Annotated in this window: 15 protein-coding genes and 1 pseudogene; 9 read left to right on the top strand and 7 right to left on the bottom strand. The window is 62.3% G+C overall.

All coding sequences use genetic code 11. The annotated features are described in order from the left end of the window. Window positions 1-269: 269 nt before the first annotated feature. Both BFP90_RS06000 and BFP90_RS06005 read left to right on the top strand, forming a co-directional pair. Window positions 270-1,715 (top strand): mechanosensitive ion channel family protein, encoded by a 1,446-nt coding sequence (locus BFP90_RS06000; protein WP_065896241.1) that lies wholly within the window; start codon window positions 270-272, stop codon window positions 1,713-1,715. A gap of 93 nt (window positions 1,716-1,808) precedes the next feature. Next, on the top strand, window positions 1,809-2,246 hold the full coding sequence (locus tag BFP90_RS06005; protein ID WP_065896242.1) for a carboxymuconolactone decarboxylase family protein: 438 nt from the start codon (window positions 1,809-1,811) through the stop codon (window positions 2,244-2,246). On the opposite strand, the gene BFP90_RS06010 is transcribed toward BFP90_RS06005, so the two are convergent. Next, window positions 2,247-4,409, bottom strand: a complete 2,163-nt coding sequence (locus BFP90_RS06010; protein WP_065896243.1) for a TonB-dependent siderophore receptor — start codon at window positions 4,407-4,409, stop codon at window positions 2,247-2,249. It abuts the gene before it with no gap. Between the two features lie 337 nt (window positions 4,410-4,746). On the opposite strand from BFP90_RS06010, the pseudogene BFP90_RS28130 reads away from it, so the two are divergent. Then, window positions 4,747-4,827, top strand: a pseudogene (locus tag BFP90_RS28130) (short-chain dehydrogenase/reductase SDR); the annotation flags it as partial. Window positions 4,828-4,855: 28 nt separating this feature from the next. Then, window positions 4,856-5,272, top strand: a complete 417-nt coding sequence (locus tag BFP90_RS06015) for an SRPBCC family protein (RefSeq protein ID WP_065884775.1) — start codon at window positions 4,856-4,858, stop codon at window positions 5,270-5,272. A 24-nt stretch (window positions 5,273-5,296) separates the two neighbouring features. Here the strand turns inward: BFP90_RS06015 and BFP90_RS06020 are convergent, their stop codons facing one another. Further along, window positions 5,297-5,815 (bottom strand): AAA family ATPase, encoded by a 519-nt coding sequence (locus BFP90_RS06020; protein ID WP_065896244.1) that lies wholly within the window; start codon window positions 5,813-5,815, stop codon window positions 5,297-5,299. Window positions 5,816-5,975: 160 nt separating this feature from the next. Here BFP90_RS06020 and dapF point away from each other — a divergent pair, with 160 nt between their 5' ends. Beyond that, on the top strand, window positions 5,976-6,791 hold the full coding sequence (gene dapF / locus BFP90_RS06025) for a diaminopimelate epimerase (RefSeq protein WP_065892914.1): 816 nt from the start codon (window positions 5,976-5,978) through the stop codon (window positions 6,789-6,791). Here the strand turns inward: dapF and BFP90_RS06030 are convergent. Both BFP90_RS06030 and BFP90_RS06035 read right to left on the bottom strand, forming a co-directional pair. Then, window positions 6,751-7,911: a PAS domain-containing sensor histidine kinase gene (locus BFP90_RS06030; RefSeq protein WP_065896245.1), complete on the bottom strand. Its 1,161-nt coding sequence runs from the start codon at window positions 7,909-7,911 to the stop codon at window positions 6,751-6,753. The genes dapF and BFP90_RS06030 overlap by 41 nt on opposite strands. Beyond that, the gene (locus BFP90_RS06035) at window positions 7,901-8,716 is read right to left on the bottom strand and encodes an alpha/beta fold hydrolase (protein ID WP_065896246.1); all 816 of its coding nucleotides are present in this window, start codon (window positions 8,714-8,716) and stop codon (window positions 7,901-7,903) included. Before BFP90_RS06035 ends, BFP90_RS06030 begins: the two co-directional genes overlap by 11 nt. A gap of 131 nt (window positions 8,717-8,847) precedes the next feature. Between BFP90_RS06035 and BFP90_RS06040 the strand changes: the two genes are divergently transcribed. Then, window positions 8,848-10,047 carry a TPM domain-containing protein gene (locus tag BFP90_RS06040; protein ID WP_065892917.1) on the top strand — a complete coding sequence of 400 codons (1,200 nt, stop codon included), beginning with the start codon at window positions 8,848-8,850 and terminating at the stop codon, window positions 10,045-10,047. Window positions 10,048-10,175: 128 nt separating this feature from the next. On the opposite strand, the gene BFP90_RS06045 is transcribed toward BFP90_RS06040, so the two are convergent. Then, the gene (locus BFP90_RS06045; protein ID WP_065884763.1) at window positions 10,176-10,778 is read right to left on the bottom strand and encodes a LuxR C-terminal-related transcriptional regulator; all 603 of its coding nucleotides are present in this window, start codon (window positions 10,776-10,778) and stop codon (window positions 10,176-10,178) included. Window positions 10,779-10,890: 112 nt separating this feature from the next. Between BFP90_RS06045 and BFP90_RS06050 the strand changes: the two genes are divergently transcribed. Beyond that, window positions 10,891-12,504 (top strand): ATP-binding response regulator, encoded by a 1,614-nt coding sequence (locus tag BFP90_RS06050; protein WP_065896247.1) that lies wholly within the window; start codon window positions 10,891-10,893, stop codon window positions 12,502-12,504. Here BFP90_RS06050 and BFP90_RS06055 read toward each other — a convergent pair. Further along, window positions 12,494-12,829, bottom strand: coding sequence for a hypothetical protein (locus BFP90_RS06055; RefSeq protein ID WP_065884761.1), 336 nt, complete (start codon window positions 12,827-12,829; stop codon window positions 12,494-12,496). The genes BFP90_RS06050 and BFP90_RS06055 overlap by 11 nt on opposite strands. 176 nt (window positions 12,830-13,005) lie before the next feature. Between BFP90_RS06055 and BFP90_RS06060 the strand changes: the two genes are divergently transcribed. Then, window positions 13,006-13,488 (top strand): GNAT family N-acetyltransferase, encoded by a 483-nt coding sequence (locus BFP90_RS06060; protein ID WP_065892923.1) that lies wholly within the window; start codon window positions 13,006-13,008, stop codon window positions 13,486-13,488. Window positions 13,489-13,541: 53 nt separating this feature from the next. Here the strand turns inward: BFP90_RS06060 and BFP90_RS06065 are convergent, their stop codons facing one another. Further along, a complete protein-coding gene (locus BFP90_RS06065) occupies window positions 13,542-14,360 on the bottom strand; it encodes an alpha/beta fold hydrolase (RefSeq protein ID WP_065896248.1) in 819 nt (272 codons plus the stop codon). A gap of 172 nt (window positions 14,361-14,532) precedes the next feature. Between BFP90_RS06065 and BFP90_RS06070 the strand changes: the two genes are divergently transcribed. Continuing rightward, window positions 14,533-15,600, top strand: a complete 1,068-nt coding sequence (locus BFP90_RS06070) for an NAD(P)-dependent alcohol dehydrogenase (RefSeq protein WP_065892925.1) — start codon at window positions 14,533-14,535, stop codon at window positions 15,598-15,600. Window positions 15,601-15,812 lie beyond the last annotated feature (212 nt).

Genomic DNA, 15,812 nt, shown 5'->3' on the forward strand with positions numbered 1-15,812 from the left:
CGCTTTTCAAAAGTGAGCCGCTGTAAAAGCGGAACCCTAAGCAGCCGTTACCGCAGAAACGGATATGTACCCGGTCCAATCCAACCATCCTGGTCGGCCCAGAGGCCGCCATCGGGGGCAAGTCGAATCGTCGCACCGCCCCTCCCACAGTGGACCGCAGCGTGTCAGTTGAGTAGCCGTCGGCCGGCAGCAACCCCCCTCCCACATTTGCTATACCCGCCAATCCCATTTCATGCGATCTTCTCGGCATTCGCCCTGGAGTCGCCCGGATGCCCTCATTTATCGCTGAAAACCCGATGGTGTGCGCCCTGGCGCTGATTCTCATCGACATCGCCGTATGGCGCCTTATCACCCCCACGCTGGCCAACTGGAAACTCGCCGCGCGGCTGGTGATCTTCGCGGTGTTCAGCGCAGTGTTGTTCAACGACGGCATGAACCCCATGCAGGCGGCGCCCTATGTCGACGACACCGCCCGGCACCTGGCGGCCACGGCCTTGCAGATCGGCTGGTGGCTGTTCGCCGCGCGCACCCTCACGGTCCTGCTCGGCGCGGTGATGATGCAGCGGGTCGGCCACACCGGGCGATTATTGCAGGACCTGATGGGCGCGGTGATTTTCCTGATCGCGATCATCGCCGCCATGGCCTACGTGCTCGACCTGCCGGTCAAGGGCGTGCTCGCCACCTCCGGCGCCGTGGCGATCATCGTCGGCTTGGCGCTGCAAAGCACCCTGAGCGACGTGTTTTCCGGGATCGTGCTCAACACCACCAAGCCTTACCAGATCGACGACTGGATCTCCATCGACGGCACCGAAGGCCGCGTCACCGATATCGACTGGCGCGCCACACGCCTGCAGACCTCCCAGGGCAGCCTGGCGGTGATCCCCAACTCCCTGGCAGCCAAGGCCAAGATCATCAACTTCTCGCGCCCGGCGGACATGTTCGGCCTGACGGTCAGCCTGCAAGTCAGCCCCCATGCGCGCCCGCAAACCGTGATCGAGGCCCTTGAACGGGCGATGCAGGGCTGTCGCCCGTTGTTGGCCAAGCCGGCACCCAGCGTAGCGTTCAAGGCCTCGGCCAGTGGCGGCGTGGAATATGAAATCAGCGGCTTCGTGCCGGCCATGGGCCTCAAGCGCGAAGTGCGCAACCAGCTTTACGACCTGGCCTTCCGGCATTTGCAGGCGGCGGGCGTGGGGCTGTTGTCCGCCACCGAAGGCAGCACGCCCGCCACGGTCTCCGGCGCGCGGGCACTGCTTGAGCGGTCGTCGATCTTCTCCACCCTGCGCCAGGAAGAAAAGGACACCTTCAGCCAGAACATGACCCTGCACACCTACCGCGCCGGCGACATGATCCTGCCGGCGGGGGAGGTCAGCGATCACCTGTTCATCATCGAATCCGGCGTGGTCTCGGTGATGCTGGTCAAGGTCGGCCACACGTTCGAGGCCGGGCGCATGGGGCCGGGTGAGGTGATTGGCGAATCGGGCATCCTCACCGATCAGGCCACCCTGGCGGATTTCACCGCCAAGACCTTCTGCACGCTGTACCGCATCGAAAACGAATACCTCAAGCCTTGCCTGGACGCGCGCCATGACATCGGCGAAGCCATGAAGGCGCTGCTCGACTTCCGTGTGCACGCCGCCCAGGCGCTGACCGAAGACGCGCCGGTGGTGCCGGTGAAGAAAGGTTTCCTGCAGTGGTTGAGGAGCCGTGGCCTGTAGATTGGTCACCTGTTCTTCGCCCGGATTGGCTATTTCTCCAGAACGCCCAGGTGACTAATCTGCGCACCAATCCCACCGTTCTGGAGTTCCACCATGCAAACCCGTACCGATTTCTACACCGCCTCCCCGGACGCGATGAAAGCCATGCTGGCCCTGGAGGCGGCAGTCGGCAAACTGTCCATCGAACTGCCGCTGCTGGAACTGGTGCGCCTGCGCGTCTCGCAAATCAACGGCTGCGCATTCTGCCTGGACATGCACACCGCCGATGCGCGCAAGGGCGGTGAAACCGAGCGCCGCCTGTACACCCTGTCGTCCTGGCGTGAAACGCCGTTCTTCACCCCGCGTGAACGCGCCGCCCTGACCTGGGCCGAAAGCCTGACCCTGCTCAGCCAGACCCACGCCCCCGATGAAGACTTCAACGCCCTGGCGGCCGAGTTCAGCGCGCAGGAACAGGTCGACCTGAGTGTGGCGATTGCCACCATCAACAGCTGGAACCGCCTGGCGGTGGGGTTCCGCAAGATGCCCAAATAATCAGAAATTCACTGATGCACTCAGGCGCGCCGTCAACGGCGCGCCCTGGAACAGGTAGTCATCGCCCATGTACTCGCCGGCGTCGCGCCAGTAGCGCTTGTCGAACAGGTTGTCGACGCTCAGGCGAAACACGGTTTCATAGCCATCGACTTTGGTGGTGTAGCGGCTACCGATATTGACCACCGCATAATCGCCCACTTCCACATTGCCGGTGCGGTTAGCGTACTTTTTGGCGCTGTATTGCACACCGCCGAGCACCGCCAGGCCATTGACCCACGGCAACGCATAATCGGCGTACAGGCTGGCGCGCAGCGTGGGCACGTTGATCGCCTGGTGGTCTTCATAGCCCGGCGTGCCGCTGCCGCTCACCCGTGCCCGAATCGCGGCCACGCTGGTTGCAATCTGCAGGCGGTCGGTGGCCCAGCCATTGGCGGACAGTTCGATCCCGGTGTTTTTCTGCTGGCCTTGTTGCACGTAGGTGAAGCCGCCACTGTCGGGCTTGGCGTACTGGTAAGCCTGGCGCGTCTGGAACACGGCGGCGGCGAAGCTGATACGGCGCCAGTCGTATTTCACCCCGGCTTCGAGCTGGCGCGAGAGCGTTGGCGCCAGTGTTTCGTCCGCGTTTTTTGCGAACCACGGCGCAGTGCCGCCCAAAGACAGGCCCTTGCTGTAACTGGTGTACAGCGAAACGTTGTCCACCGGTTTGTAGATCAATGAGGCCTGGGGCAGGAACACGTACTGCTGGGTGTGGCGTGTTTGCTTGCCGGTGACGCCGTCGAAGGCTTTTTCATCCAGGCGCACTTCGCGACCACCGAGGAGGGTTTGCCATTGCTCGTTGAAGCGGATGCGGTCGGTGACGAACAGCCCGTACTGGCGGCTGTCGAGGTTGCGGTGGCTGTCGTTCAACGGCTTGTCGGTGGGGGTAAAACTCGGCACCTGTTCGTCGATATTGGCGGTGCCGATCATCTCGTTGACCGACTTGCGCTTGTCGATCACCCGGCGAAAGGCGCTGGTGCCGAAGGTCAGTTCATGGCCGATGCCGGCGGTGTCGAACAGGCCGGTCATGGCCGCCTGGATTTCGTCGTCTCGACGCGTATCGTCGGGGCTGCGGTAGTCGTAGACGTCGTAATTGCCTTCGGGGCTGAAGTAGTTCGGCACGCTTGCCGAGCTGCAGCTGGTCGAACCGTAGCAGCCCCAGGCAAATGAGCTGTAATCGTCAATCACCACCTTGCTGCGCGCCGCGCTGAGGCTGCCTTTCCACTGATCGCTGAAACGGTATTCGAATTTGCCGTTGAGGTTCAGTGAATCGATGCCCACCTGCTTGCCCCCGGTCTGATGGCCCAGCAGTTTTTTCGGCGAGGCGTCGTGAGGCACTTCAGTGCCGCCCAGCAGTTGATAACCCGGCACCGAGCGCTGCTGTTTGTTCTGGTACTCGGCATCCAGCTGCAGCACGGCGTCGGGGCTGATGTTCCAGTCAAAGGCCAGGGACACAAAGTCGCGCTGGCCGTTGGCGTGTTCCACGTAGGTATTGAGGTCTTCATGGGCGACGTTGGCGCGCAGGCCAAATTGTTGCTCGCTGCCAAACCAGCCGCCGACATCGGTGGCGAGATAACCGCTGCCGCGATCATCGGTGGACACCGTCACTGAGCGCACCTCCTCAGGGCGCTTGGTCACGTAGTTGATCACGCCGCCGGGTTCGGAAATGCCGCTCTGCAACCCGGCCAGGCCCTTGAGCACTTCGACCTGTTGTTTGTTTTCCAGAGCGACGTTCTGCTCGCCGGTGATGGTGCGCCCATTGATCTTGTAGCTGCTGGCCGCATTCAGCGAGAAACCACGCACCACGAAGTTTTCGTAGTAGCCGATGGGCGCGTAGCTGTCGCCCACCGAGGCGTCGTTGCGCAGCACTTCACTGAGCAGACGGGCTTGCTGGTCCTTGATCAAGGCTGCGTTGATCACGCTGATGGAGGCCGGGGTATCGAGCAGGGGCGCTTCATCGAAGCCGCCGACCGCGGCGGTATCAGTGCGATAACCGGACTCATCCTGGCCCTGGACCTTCACCGCCGGCAGTTCGATCTGCGCCGCCAGGCTATTACCGATGCCGCCACTGAGGAGCAGGCCGAGGGCGAAATGTGACGTGACGACGGGACGAAAACGCAAAACCATGGGCAAGGCCTTAAAGCGCTGGGCGGGGGGTGCATAAGCTAGGGGGAAGTGCTGAGCTTTACAAGTTATCGAATACGGACTCGGTCCAATGTGGGAGGGGGCTTGCCCCCGATAGCGGTGGGTCAGTCAGCTCATCTATGGCTGATATACCGCAACCGGGGGCAAGCCCCCTCCCACATTTGCGCTGTGGAGCATCCGTTAAATAGCCTCGGCCGCAAGTTGATCCGATGCCATGCCGCCCATAGCGGCGCGGTGTAGCTCAGCCACCGCGGTCCGCCCAGCCCGGCATAATAGGCTTTGGCACCGCACCGCTGGCGCAATCCGGCGCCACCGTGGTATTGCTTCACCGCTGTCGTCTGCCACTACTGGTGCCGCGTTGCGGGTCGACGGCGGTGTGGTCGACAGCATGGCGATCTGAATTGTATTAATGTTATGGAGTATTCACCGTGGCAACAGCCTCTTCTGTGATTGAAATCCCTGCGTCGGCGGACCAGGTCTGGAACCTGATCGGCGGCTTCAACAGCCTGCCTGACTGGCTGCCCTTTATCGCCAGGAGCGAGCCGGGCGAAGGCGGCCGCGTGCGCCACCTGCATACCGCTGATGGCGGCGAGATCGTCGAGCGGTTGCAGACCTTCGACAATGTGGCGCGCACCTACAGCTACACCATTGAACAGTCGCCGTTTCCGGTGAGCGCCTACCTTGCGACCTTGCAGGTTGAAGCCTTGACTGACGCGTCGGCGAAAGTGACCTGGTCCGGCGTGTTTACACCGGTTGCGGGCACCACGGATGCGGCGGTGGAGGAGCTCTTTACCGGCGTGTACGGCGATGGCCTGAAGGCCTTGCGCGCCAATTTTCCCGGCTGACGCCTATCAGGGGTGGGAGCTGCGCTAACGCTCAACAGCTCTCACACTCGACAGATAAGCATGGGCTGCGGCGACGGCCTGCGCCGGTGTTAACGCTGCCGTATCGAGCGTGAAGGGCGGGCTGTCCCAGGCTTCATACTCATGCGCCAGCACCGATGGCCAATTCGGCGGCAGCAGTCCTGGAATATCGCCCTCACGGCTTTCCACTCTGCGCCGATGCTCCTGCTGATCAGAACACACCACCAGAATATCGATCAGTTCAACGCCCGCCGCCAGGGCCACGGCCCGCCAAGCCTCACGGCTTTCCCTTACCGGGTTCACACAGTCAGCGATCACTCGCTGGCCCACACGCACATTACTCAATGCCAGCGCATTCGCCACGCCGTAGCCTGCGGCACCCACATCGCCGGCCAGTGCACCAGACTCGCGCAGCGCTTGTTCGATCACATCGATGCGCAGATAAACCGCGCCCATCCGGCGTGCCAACTCCCTGGCAATCGTGGTCTTGCCGGTGCCGGGCAGGCCGCTGAATACGATAAGCATGGTCCACCAATCCTTTTGTAGGAGCGAGCTTGCTCGCGAAAAACGTCAACGATAACGCGTAGTTCCAGGTAAAAACGTGCGGTCCCTGCGCTTTTCGCGAGTAAGCTCGCTCCTGCAGGGGTGTTAGAGTAGGGCTGCTCAGTTGACCACAGGACTGCCCATGACTTTACCCTTCGTGAAGATGCACGCCCACGGCGACGACTTCATCATCATCGACCGCCGTGGCCAGGATAACCCCATTACCCCGCAAATCGCCCGGCGCCTGGGGGATCGACATACCGGTATCGGTTTCAATCAGCTCGCCGTGATTCTCGACTGCGAAGACGCCGCCGCCCGCGTGCAATTCTGGAACACCGACGGCACGCCCCTGCAAACCTGCGGCAGCGCGACACGCGGCGTTGCTGATCGCCTGATGCATGAAACCGGCACCCACGCCATTGTGCTGCGCACCGACCGAGGTTTGCTGACATGCGTGCGCGTCAGTGGCCAGCGCGTCTCGATAGACATGGGCGCGCCTTCGTTGGAGTGGGCCGGCGTGCCGCTGGCCAGGGCGATGGACACCCGCGTGCTGCCTATCGACGGTGAGCCGGCTGCCTGCGGCATGGGCAACCCGCACTGCACGTTTTTCGTGGACGACATCGCCGTCGTCGATGTCCAAGCCATCGGCCCGGCCCTGGAACGTCACCCGCTGTTCCCGGCCAGGACCAATGTGCATTTTGTCCAGGTGCTTGACCGCAACCGTATCCGCCTGCGTATCTGGGAACGTGGCGGTGGCGTGCCTTTAGGCTCCGGGTCGTGTTGCTGCGCGGCGGTGGTCAACGGTGTGCGGCGCGGGCTGCTCGATGACAAGGTAGAAGTCGAATGCGACGGCGGCACGCTGACGGTGCAGTGGGACGGGCAGGGCGGGGTGGTATTGACGGGCAGCGTCGAGCCGATCATGCAAGGTACGGCGTACCTGCCTGGAACGTCACGCTGAAGGTGGTGCCGCGCGTCGCGCAGGAGCTAACCGCCACATCGCCGCCGTGCACCCTGGCCAGTTCGCGCACGATATACAGGCCCAGGCCTACGCTGCGCACATCGCTGCCCTGGTGAGTGCCGCGGGTCATGGGCTCGAACAGCCCGGCCAGCAACGTCTGCGGAATCGGCGCGCCGTAGTTGTGTACCGACACCTCAGCGCCCCAGGCACCCAGGCGCGAGGTGATGGTGACCGGCTGTTGCAGGTCGCCATAGGCCACGCTATTGGCGACGAGATTGCCGATCACCTGCTGCACACGGTCGGCGTCCAGGCACGCATTGCCAAGGCCCTGGGTTTGATGCACCAGCGTGGCTCTGGGGAAGGCCACCCGCAGTTCGTCCACGGCGCGATGAATCACGTCGTGCAGATCCAGCGGTTGGGCCCTGATGGTGATGCCCTGGCCGACCCGGGCCTGGGTGAAGTCCAACATGTCGGCAATCATGCGCTGGGCGCGTTCGGACGACTGGTCGATATGCCCAAGCAACTGGAGTTCCTTGGGCGTGCGCTCGCCGCGTCGAAGAAAGTCCGACGCCATGCGGATCGCGGTCAGCGGGTTCTTCAAGTCGTGGCTGACAATCGCCACCATCTGTTCGGCGAACAACGCGCGTTGCTGGGCAATGGCATAGGCCTCGCTCAGTTCGGCCTTGGCCTGGTGCAGGGCCCGTTCGGTGGCGGTTTTTTCTTCAAGCAGCGCTTCGGCCAGCTTGCGTGCGTTGAGCAGCTCGCGCTCGTACTTGTCGCGGTCGGTGGTGCCGAACAGCGCCAGATCGTACACCACGCCCTCGGCCTGCTGGCGCTGACTGGCATTGAGCAGCACCGTGACTTTGTGCCCGTCGCGATGGCGAATGTCGAGCTTCACCTCGTTGACGCTGCCATGCATACGCAGCATCGGCGCCAGATGGGTCTGGTAGAAAATCCGTCCGCCCATGGTCAGCAGGTCTTGAAAGCGTTGCCCGATCAGTTGGGCTGCGCTGAGGCCGAGCCAGTCGCTCAAGCGCTGGTTGGCGTGCACAATCGTACCGTCTTGCCGGGTCACCGCCAGGGCACAGGCGGCGTTGTCGAACAGCGACTCAGCCGGCATTGGCGATTGCCCACGGCGCCAGGAACGTGTCCATCGCCGCCGCGCACGCCTGGGGCGCGCTCATGTGCGGGCAGTGGCCGATGTTGTCCACCAGGTGATAGGTGCTGTTGGGCAGCACGGCATGCAGGTATTCGCCAACGGCCACGGGCGCGATCAAGTCGTCGCTCGACTGCAGGATCAATACGGGCGTGGTCAGGCCGATCACATCCTGGCGGTTGTCCGAAAGAAAGGTCACCCGCGCAAATTGCCTGGCGATGTCGGGTTCGGTGCGGCAGAAACTCGCGGTCAGTTCGGCGCTCAGTTCAGGTTGGTCCGGGGCGCCCATGATCACCGGCGCCATGCTGCTGGACCAGCCCAGGTAGTTGCTGTCGAGGGTGTCGAGCAGGTCGTCGATATCGCCGCGCTTGAAACCGCCGACATAGCCGTAGGTGTCGATATAGCACGGCGATGGGCCAATCATCACATGCGCCGCCACGCGCCCCGGGGCGAGACGGTCGGCAAGGGTGCCGATCATTGCGCTGACCGAGTGCCCCACCAGAATCACCGGGCCTTGGGCGTAGGCGTCGATAATTTCGTTGAGATCGCGGGCATAGCCGCCCAACGTCGCGTATTTGTCTTTATCGAACGCGCTGAGGTCCGACAGCCCGGCACCGACCAGGTCATACAGGACCACGCGAAAGCGTTCGAGAAAATGCGGCGCCAGGGCATTCCACATCGCCTGGTTGCAGCCAAAGCCATGGGAAAACACCAAGGTCGAAGACCCTTGGCCCATCACACTGACGTTGTTGCGGTGACGTAGGTCCATGGCGTTCTCGTAGATGGCTTAGTGCTATGCGGCGTAGCGGCAGTTTAGAGAGTCGCGGGCCCTGGGTCACGCGCTTGCACGCAGATAGGGTAAAGTCGGCGCCTTCAGGAAGAAACTTCAGGTAACAATACATGATGGTGATGCTACGGCAATCAGTCTTGAGCGTGCTGGTTCTGGTACTGGCCAGTCTGTTGATCACCGCCAGGGCCGACACTTCGCCTATCGGCGTTGCGCTTGACCAGCGCGTCATTGACCTGACCAACACCCTCGACGCGGACAGCGTCCAGCGCCTCAAGCAGCAACTGGCCGACCTGGAGCAGCGCAAAGGCGCGCAGGTCGCCGTATTGCTGGTGCCCAGCACTGGTGATACCGCCATCGAAGACTATGCCAACCAACTGTTCCGCGCCTGGAAACTGGGGCGCAAGGACGTCGACGACGGCATCCTGCTGGTGGTGGCCAAGAACGATCACACCTTGCGCATCGAGGTGGGGTACGGGTTGGAAGGCACGGTCACCGACCTGCTGGCCCATCGCATCATCGAAGAGCGCATCACCCCCGCGTTTCGTCAGGGCGACTTTGCCGGCGGTGTTCAACAGGGCGTGGACGCGCTGACGGTGCTGGTGGACGGCGGCGACCTGCCCGAGGTGGCCGCGCCCCGGATCAATCCGCAGTTCATCGCGCTACTGGTGGCATTTGTGCTGGGCGGCCTGCTGGGTGTGCTGCTGGCTTCCCGCAAACTGCACTGGCACAAGGCGTTGATCGTTGCGGCGGCGGCCACGCTGTTACTGACGCTGCTGGGCGGCGGGCGGGAATGGCCGATGTTTCTGTTTGTCATGCCGCTGACCATAGTGATCGGCGGTGCCCTGTTTGGCGCATTGTGGCAGGTGCGGGCGCTGTTCTACGGCGTGATCGGGTTGTTGATCTATATCGCCGCTCTGGTGGTGGCGGACCGCTACGTGGACATCAGTTTCATCCATTGGCTGCTGTGGCCGGTGTGCGTGTTGGTGGTGCTGGGGTTGTACCTGGTGCTGCTGCTGATCATGCGGCACACCTGGCGAACCAGCCGCACCGGTTTTATCGTGCGACTGGTGGCGGCGGGCGTGGTGTATGGGGTGGCCGGGCTGGTGATCGATCACGGCCGCGACGGCTGGCTGTTGGCGTTCCCTATCGCGTCGTTCGTGGCGTTGATTCTTTTCGGCAAGGTCGGCGAGGGCTCGGGGTCTGGATCGGGCGGTGGCTCCGGTTCGAGTTCCAGCGGCTCCAGTTCCGGCAGCAGCTCGTCCGGTGGGGGTGGCTCCAGTGGCGGCGGCGGGGCGTCGGGGAGTTGGTAACGGGGTAGAAGACGCCACTGAGATCCAAATGTGGGAGGGGGCTTGCCCCCGATAGCAGTGGTTCAGTCAATACCTACAGTGACTGATACACCGCCATCGGGGGCAAGCCCCCTCCCACAGTTTTGGATCTAGAACTCCCCGGAGTATTTCACCGCCGCCGCCGCCCGCGTCGTCACCTTCAAGCTGCGCAGCAACGACGACACATGAATGCGCACGGTAAACGGTGAAATATCCAGGGCCTTGGCGATTTCCTTGTTGGTCTTGCCCTGGGCAATCAGGCGCAGCACGTCCTGCTGGCGCGGGGTGAGCGTATGGGTGTCCAGCGGCAGCAGGCCGGAGGGGGCGAACCTGACCAGCACCTCACCGTCGCGGATCGCCAGCAGCGCGTGGCCGATTTCGTCGGGGGCGATGTTCTTGCCGATAAAACCGTCGACGCCCAGGGCCATGACCTGTTCGATCAGCGCCGGATCATCCACCATCGAGACCACGATCAACGTGGTACGCCGCAGTTGCCGGCGCAGGTCGGCGAGCTGGCTGATGCAGGTCAGGCCGGGAAAGCGCAGGTCGAGGATCAGGGTATCGATGTCGCCTGGGTCGAGCAGCAACCCATGCACCGCGTCCAGGTCGCCGGCTTCCTGTACCCGGGCCTCGGGCAGCAGGCGTTGCACGGTGCGCGCCATGGCTTCGCGAAACATCGGATGGTCGTCGGCGATAATAATCCGGCCGGTCATGGTGAGCTCCTTGCTGGGCATGGCTGTGTGCAGGCATGCTGTTTTATTATCGGGCCCAATGCCCGCCTCGCTCGTACAAAGGGCCAGGGCTATGACAACAAGGACGTAACCCATGGGGCTCGAGACCAACTCCGAACTCGACCAGGCGAACCTGCGCATTGTGGTGGCAACCATCGCCATTGTGTATATAGGCGTGCTGGGCTTTTTGCCCGGGCATTCGCTGGACACCTACTGGCCGGTGCTCCTGTATATCGTCCTGTTCCTGCTGGCGTCCATTGCCTTGCGCCAGGTGATCGCGCGTTGGCCCGGGCATTACCCGGCGCGGCGGATTTTCGGCATGCTCCACGACTATACCGGCACTTCGTTTGGGCTGGTGGTGGGCGGTGAGGCGGCGTTGCCGCTGTATGCGGTGATGGTGTGGGTCAACCTGGGCAACGGCATGCGCTATGGGTCGCGCTACCTGGCGATTGCCACGGGGCTGGCGTTGTTGGCGCTGTTGATGGTCTACCAGCTCACGCCGTGGTGGCAGGCACAGCCGTTCATGGTGCTGATGCTGATGATCACCAGCACGGTGATCCCGATCTACGCCCATATCCTGCTGGAGCGTACGCGCAAGGCCTCCGAACAAGCCATCGCCGCCAACCTGGAAAAATCCCGTTTTCTCGCCCAGGCCAGCCATGACCTGCGCCAGCCGATCCACTCCATCGGCCTGTTCACCGCCTGCCTGCGCGAAGCCCGCCTGGGCGATGACGAACGGCGGCTGGTGGACAATATCGATCGCTCGCTGCTCAACGTGTCGCAGTTGTTCCGTTCCATTCTCGACCTCTACACCCTGGACAACGGGCGTCTGCTGCCCAAATACCAAGTGATCCATCTGGGCGATTTTCTCGCCGACCTGGTACGCCAGAACGCCGAAGCCGCACGCTGGGCGGGTGTGGAGTTGCGCTTGCGACCGTGCGCCCACTGGGTGCTGGTGGATCCGGGGATGCTGGCGACCATGGTGCAAAACCTGCTCTCCAATTGCTTCAAGTATGGCGCGCAACGGCCAGTGCTGATCGGTGTGCGTCTTCGCGATAACCGCCTGGTGGTAGAGGTGCATGACCAGGGCCGGGGGATTGCAGGGGAGCATCTGGCGAAGGTCTTCGAAGAGTTCTATCGCGTGCGCCAACTGCGCGACAAGGACGTCGAAGGCGTCGGCCTGGGGTTGTCCATCGTCAAGCGCCTTGGGCAGTTGATGGGGCTGCAGGTGAGCCTGCGTTCGCGGGTGGGCCGTGGCACTTCGGTAGGTCTGCATGGCCTGGCCCTGGCCACTGCGCCGGCTCAACCGGCATCGCGTGACGACGCACGCCAGGCCGGCCTGCTCAGCGGTTTGAAAGTGTGCCTGGTCGAAGATGACCATAATGTGCTGCTGGCCACCCGGGCGCTGCTCGAGCGCTGGGGCTGCGAGGTGCAGGCCGAGTCCACGGGGCAGGGCCTGGTCAGCGACTGCGACATCATCGTCGCTGACTATGACCTGGGCAACCACGCCACCGGCATCGAATGCATCGACCACTTGCGCCGGCAACGCGGCTGGGCGGTGCCGGCGCTGATCCTCACCGGGCATGACGTGGAGAAAATCCAGGCTGCGTTGCACGACCGTCAGATCGCCATTCTGTCCAAACCGGTGCGCCCTGCAGAACTGCGCGGCGCCTTGCGTGAGCTCAGCCAGGAAAAAATTATTGTGTGAACGGCGTCAACCCATTGCCCCGCGCACCCTTGGGCATGCAATAGGCCGCGGGTTTCATCAGGCCAAAGCTGGCAATCGCAAACGCGCCGCCGCTGGCACCGCTGGGCACCGAGCAGTTGTACTCGCCGGAGGCGGTGTTGACCACGTAGTAGGTGGTCATGGAGTCGCTGCGTACATTGGAGATGCGTTTGACCGGTTCGCCCAGGTTGGTCTCTGAGAGTTTCTTGAGATGGTCTTCGGTGGGTTTGATATTGCTGCAACCGGCAACGCTGATGATCAAGGCGCCGAGCAGGGCAAGGCGCGTCACAGGGGAGGGGAGTTTCATAATGCTTCTTCCTTGGGATTGTTTTGGTTTTTCCAGCGCGCAACGACCCTTCGCGCATTGAGTGCGCGGTGTTGGCTGAGCGTTGGAAGTGCCGGGGAATATAGCGCCGGGGGAAGCGCGGGTCGATTAGCACACATGGGCTAATGGCATATTGAAATCAAGGAAGGAAGAAGGCTGTGTTGCAGATAAAACGAGCTACGCCAGAGGATGCCGACAGCGCGTTTGAGATTCGTCGTGAGGCTATTCTCGGCCAATGCATCGGCGCCTACACCGCAGAACAAATGGCGCTCTGGACGCGTGGCAGTGCGAGCGATGGTTACAGCGTGCTGATGGAAAAACGCTTCTACCTGGGCTGTGTGAACGGCGAGCCAGTCGCCACCGGCATGCTCGATCTTGCCAACAATGAAGTCGGCGCCTTGTTTGTGCGTCCCGCATTCACCGGGCGGGGGTATGGCAAGGCAATGCTCGACCACCTGGAGACGGTCGCGCGTCATATCGCCGTTGAAGAGGTGGTATTGGATGCGACGCTCAATGCGGTGAGTTTCTACAGGGCGTGCGGCTATGTGGGGGATGAGCAGGCGGTGTATCACTCGCCCTCGGGGTTGGTGTTGGCGTGTGTGCCGATGGTCAAGCGCCTGCGGCTGATGAGTGAGTCTTGAACCAAATGTGGGAGGGGGCTCTCCCTCATCGAGAGCCCCCTCCCACAGGGATTTCAGCGGTTCAGGAACGCCAGCAGGTCTTCATTGAGTTGTTGGGTATGGGTAGCGGCAAACCCGTGGGGCGCGTCCTTGTACACCTTCAGTTGCGCGCCCTTGATCATCTCGGCCGCGACCTTGCCGGTGGTTTCGAACGGCACGACCTGGTCACCGTCACCGTGGATGACCAGGGTCGGCACGTCGATGCTGGCCATGTCCGGGCGGAAGTCGGTCTGCGAGAACGCGGTCACGCAGTCCACGGTGGACTTGAGCGAGGCCTGCAGGGCGATCTGCAGGGTCTGGGTGAGCACACCGTCCGAGACTTTCTGGCCCTTGTTGAGGCCGAAGAATGGCGTGTTGAAATCGCTGATGAACTGCGCGCGATCCTTCAGCAGGCCGGCCTTGATGCCATCGAATACGTCGTCGGGCACGCCCTGCGGGTAATCGTCCTTCCGGCCGAAGATCGGCGTCACGGCGCCGAGCAGCACCAGGCCGGCGACCCGTGCGCTGCCATGGCGCGCAATGTAGCGGGTCACATCGCCGCCGCCCATGGAGAAGCCCACCAGGGTCACGTCCTTGAGGTCCAGGTGTTCGATCAACTGGGCGATATCGTCAGCGAAGGTGTCGTAGTCGTTGCCGGTCCACGGCTGGTCCGAGCGACCAAAGCCCCGGCGGTCGAACGCGAGGGTGCGAAAGCCACGGCTGCTCAGGTATTCCATCTGGTATTCCCACATGTCGGCATCCAGCGGCCAGCCGTGGCTGAACAACACGGGCTTGCCGCTGCCCCAATCCTTGAAATAGATCCGGGTACCGTCTTTGGCAACGAATGTGCTCATCTGAAACTCCTTTGTCTGCATGAAAACAGTGAGTTGAAAATCCGCCTGGGCTTATGTCTCGAAAGCTTGCGCCAAAAGCCGCCGCGCGGCTTGTATGGACGTGCTCGGTTGAACGTTTCAGCGGCCAGGCGTGTCCACCGAACTCTTCCGTCAGATCATACAGGTGAACGAAATGGCCAGGACTTACAGCTACGCCGCTCGGGACTCCAAGGATTCGCTCAAGCCCTTTACCTTCGAGCGCCGCGCCCCCGGCGCGGATGACGTACAGATCGACATTCTGTATTGCGGCGTGTGCCATTCCGACCTGCACACCGCCCGCAACGAGTGGAACAACACTCTTTATCCTTCGGTCCCCGGCCATGAAATCGTCGGCCGTGTGACGGCGGTCGGCGCCAATGTGAAGACGTTCAAGGTGGGTGACCTGGCCGGTGTCGGCTGCATGGTCGACAGCTGCCAGCAATGCGCCTCCTGTGCCGAGGGCGAGGAGCAATATTGCGAGAATGGCTTCACCGGCACCTATAACGGGCCGCTGTTCGGCGGCGAAAACACCTACGGTGGCTATTCCGACAACATCGTGGTCAAGGCGCAGTTCGTGCTGCGCATTTCCCACGACGACACCAACCTGGCGGCAGTGGCGCCGTTGCTGTGTGCCGGGATTACCACCTATTCGCCGCTGCACCACTGGAAGGTCGGCCCGGGCAAAAAAGTCGGGGTGGTCGGCCTCGGTGGGCTAGGGCACATGGCGGTGAAGATTGCCCACGCCATGGGCGCCCATGTGACGCTGTTCACCACTTCACCGAACAAGCGCGAAGATGGCCTGCGCCTGGGTGCCGATCAGGTGGTGGTGTCGAAGAACGCGGATGAAATGGCCAAGGTTGCCAACAGCCTGGACTTCATTCTCAACACCGTCGCTGCGCCGCATAACCTGGATGCCTTCATCAGCCTGCTCAAGCGCGACGGCACCATGACCTTGGTCGGCGCGCCTGACAGCCCGCACCCGTCGCCTGCGGTGTTCAACCTGATCTTCAAGCGCCGCAGCCTGGCGGGTTCGTTGATCGGGGGGATTCAGGAAACCCAGGAGATGCTCGATTTCTGTGCCAAGCACGGGATTGTTTCGGATATTGAGATGATCGATATTCAGGGGATCAATGAGGCGTATGAGCGGATGCTCAAGGGGGATGTGAAGTATCGGTTTGTGATTGATATGGAGAGTTTGAAGAAGGAGAGTCGTGTGGCTTGAGCGCAAGTGCGGCGGCCTTGGAGTCGGCCGGTATCTTGTGCCGATCCGAGGTCCAAATGTGGGAGGGGGCTTGCCCCCGATGGCGGCCTCTGGGCTGGCCAGTATCTTGGATCAGACCGAGTACATATCCATTATTTAGGTAACGGCCACTTAGGGTTCCGCTTTTACAGCGGCTCACTTTTGAAAAGCGCAAAAGTAAGCAAAACGCTCTT

It is taken from the genome of Pseudomonas sp. 24 E 13, from assembly GCF_900004715.1.
Lineage (GTDB): Bacteria > Pseudomonadota > Gammaproteobacteria > Pseudomonadales > Pseudomonadaceae > Aquipseudomonas > Aquipseudomonas orientalis_A.

What these genes read in the sequence shown, in the direction of transcription:
- BFP90_RS06000 (WP_065896241.1), top strand. Translation starts at nt 270, where the DNA reads ATGCCCTCATTTATCGCTGAAAACCCGATGGTGTGCGCCCTGGCGCTG.
- BFP90_RS06005 (WP_065896242.1), top strand. Translation starts at nt 1,809, where the DNA reads ATGCAAACCCGTACCGATTTCTACACCGCCTCCCCGGACGCGATGAAA.
- BFP90_RS06010 (WP_065896243.1), bottom strand. Translation starts at nt 4,409, where the DNA reads ATGGTTTTGCGTTTTCGTCCCGTCGTCACGTCACATTTCGCCCTCGGC.
- BFP90_RS06020 (WP_065896244.1), bottom strand. Translation starts at nt 5,815, where the DNA reads ATGCTTATCGTATTCAGCGGCCTGCCCGGCACCGGCAAGACCACGATT.
- dapF (WP_065892914.1), top strand. Translation starts at nt 5,976, where the DNA reads ATGACTTTACCCTTCGTGAAGATGCACGCCCACGGCGACGACTTCATC.
- BFP90_RS06030 (WP_065896245.1), bottom strand. Translation starts at nt 7,911, where the DNA reads ATGCCGGCTGAGTCGCTGTTCGACAACGCCGCCTGTGCCCTGGCGGTG.
- BFP90_RS06035 (WP_065896246.1), bottom strand. Translation starts at nt 8,716, where the DNA reads ATGGACCTACGTCACCGCAACAACGTCAGTGTGATGGGCCAAGGGTCT.
- BFP90_RS06040 (WP_065892917.1), top strand. Translation starts at nt 8,848, where the DNA reads ATGATGGTGATGCTACGGCAATCAGTCTTGAGCGTGCTGGTTCTGGTA.
- BFP90_RS06045 (WP_065884763.1), bottom strand. Translation starts at nt 10,778, where the DNA reads ATGACCGGCCGGATTATTATCGCCGACGACCATCCGATGTTTCGCGAA.
- BFP90_RS06050 (WP_065896247.1), top strand. Translation starts at nt 10,891, where the DNA reads ATGGGGCTCGAGACCAACTCCGAACTCGACCAGGCGAACCTGCGCATT.
- BFP90_RS06055 (WP_065884761.1), bottom strand. Translation starts at nt 12,829, where the DNA reads ATGAAACTCCCCTCCCCTGTGACGCGCCTTGCCCTGCTCGGCGCCTTG.
- BFP90_RS06065 (WP_065896248.1), bottom strand. Translation starts at nt 14,360, where the DNA reads ATGAGCACATTCGTTGCCAAAGACGGTACCCGGATCTATTTCAAGGAT.
- BFP90_RS06070 (WP_065892925.1), top strand. Translation starts at nt 14,533, where the DNA reads ATGGCCAGGACTTACAGCTACGCCGCTCGGGACTCCAAGGATTCGCTC.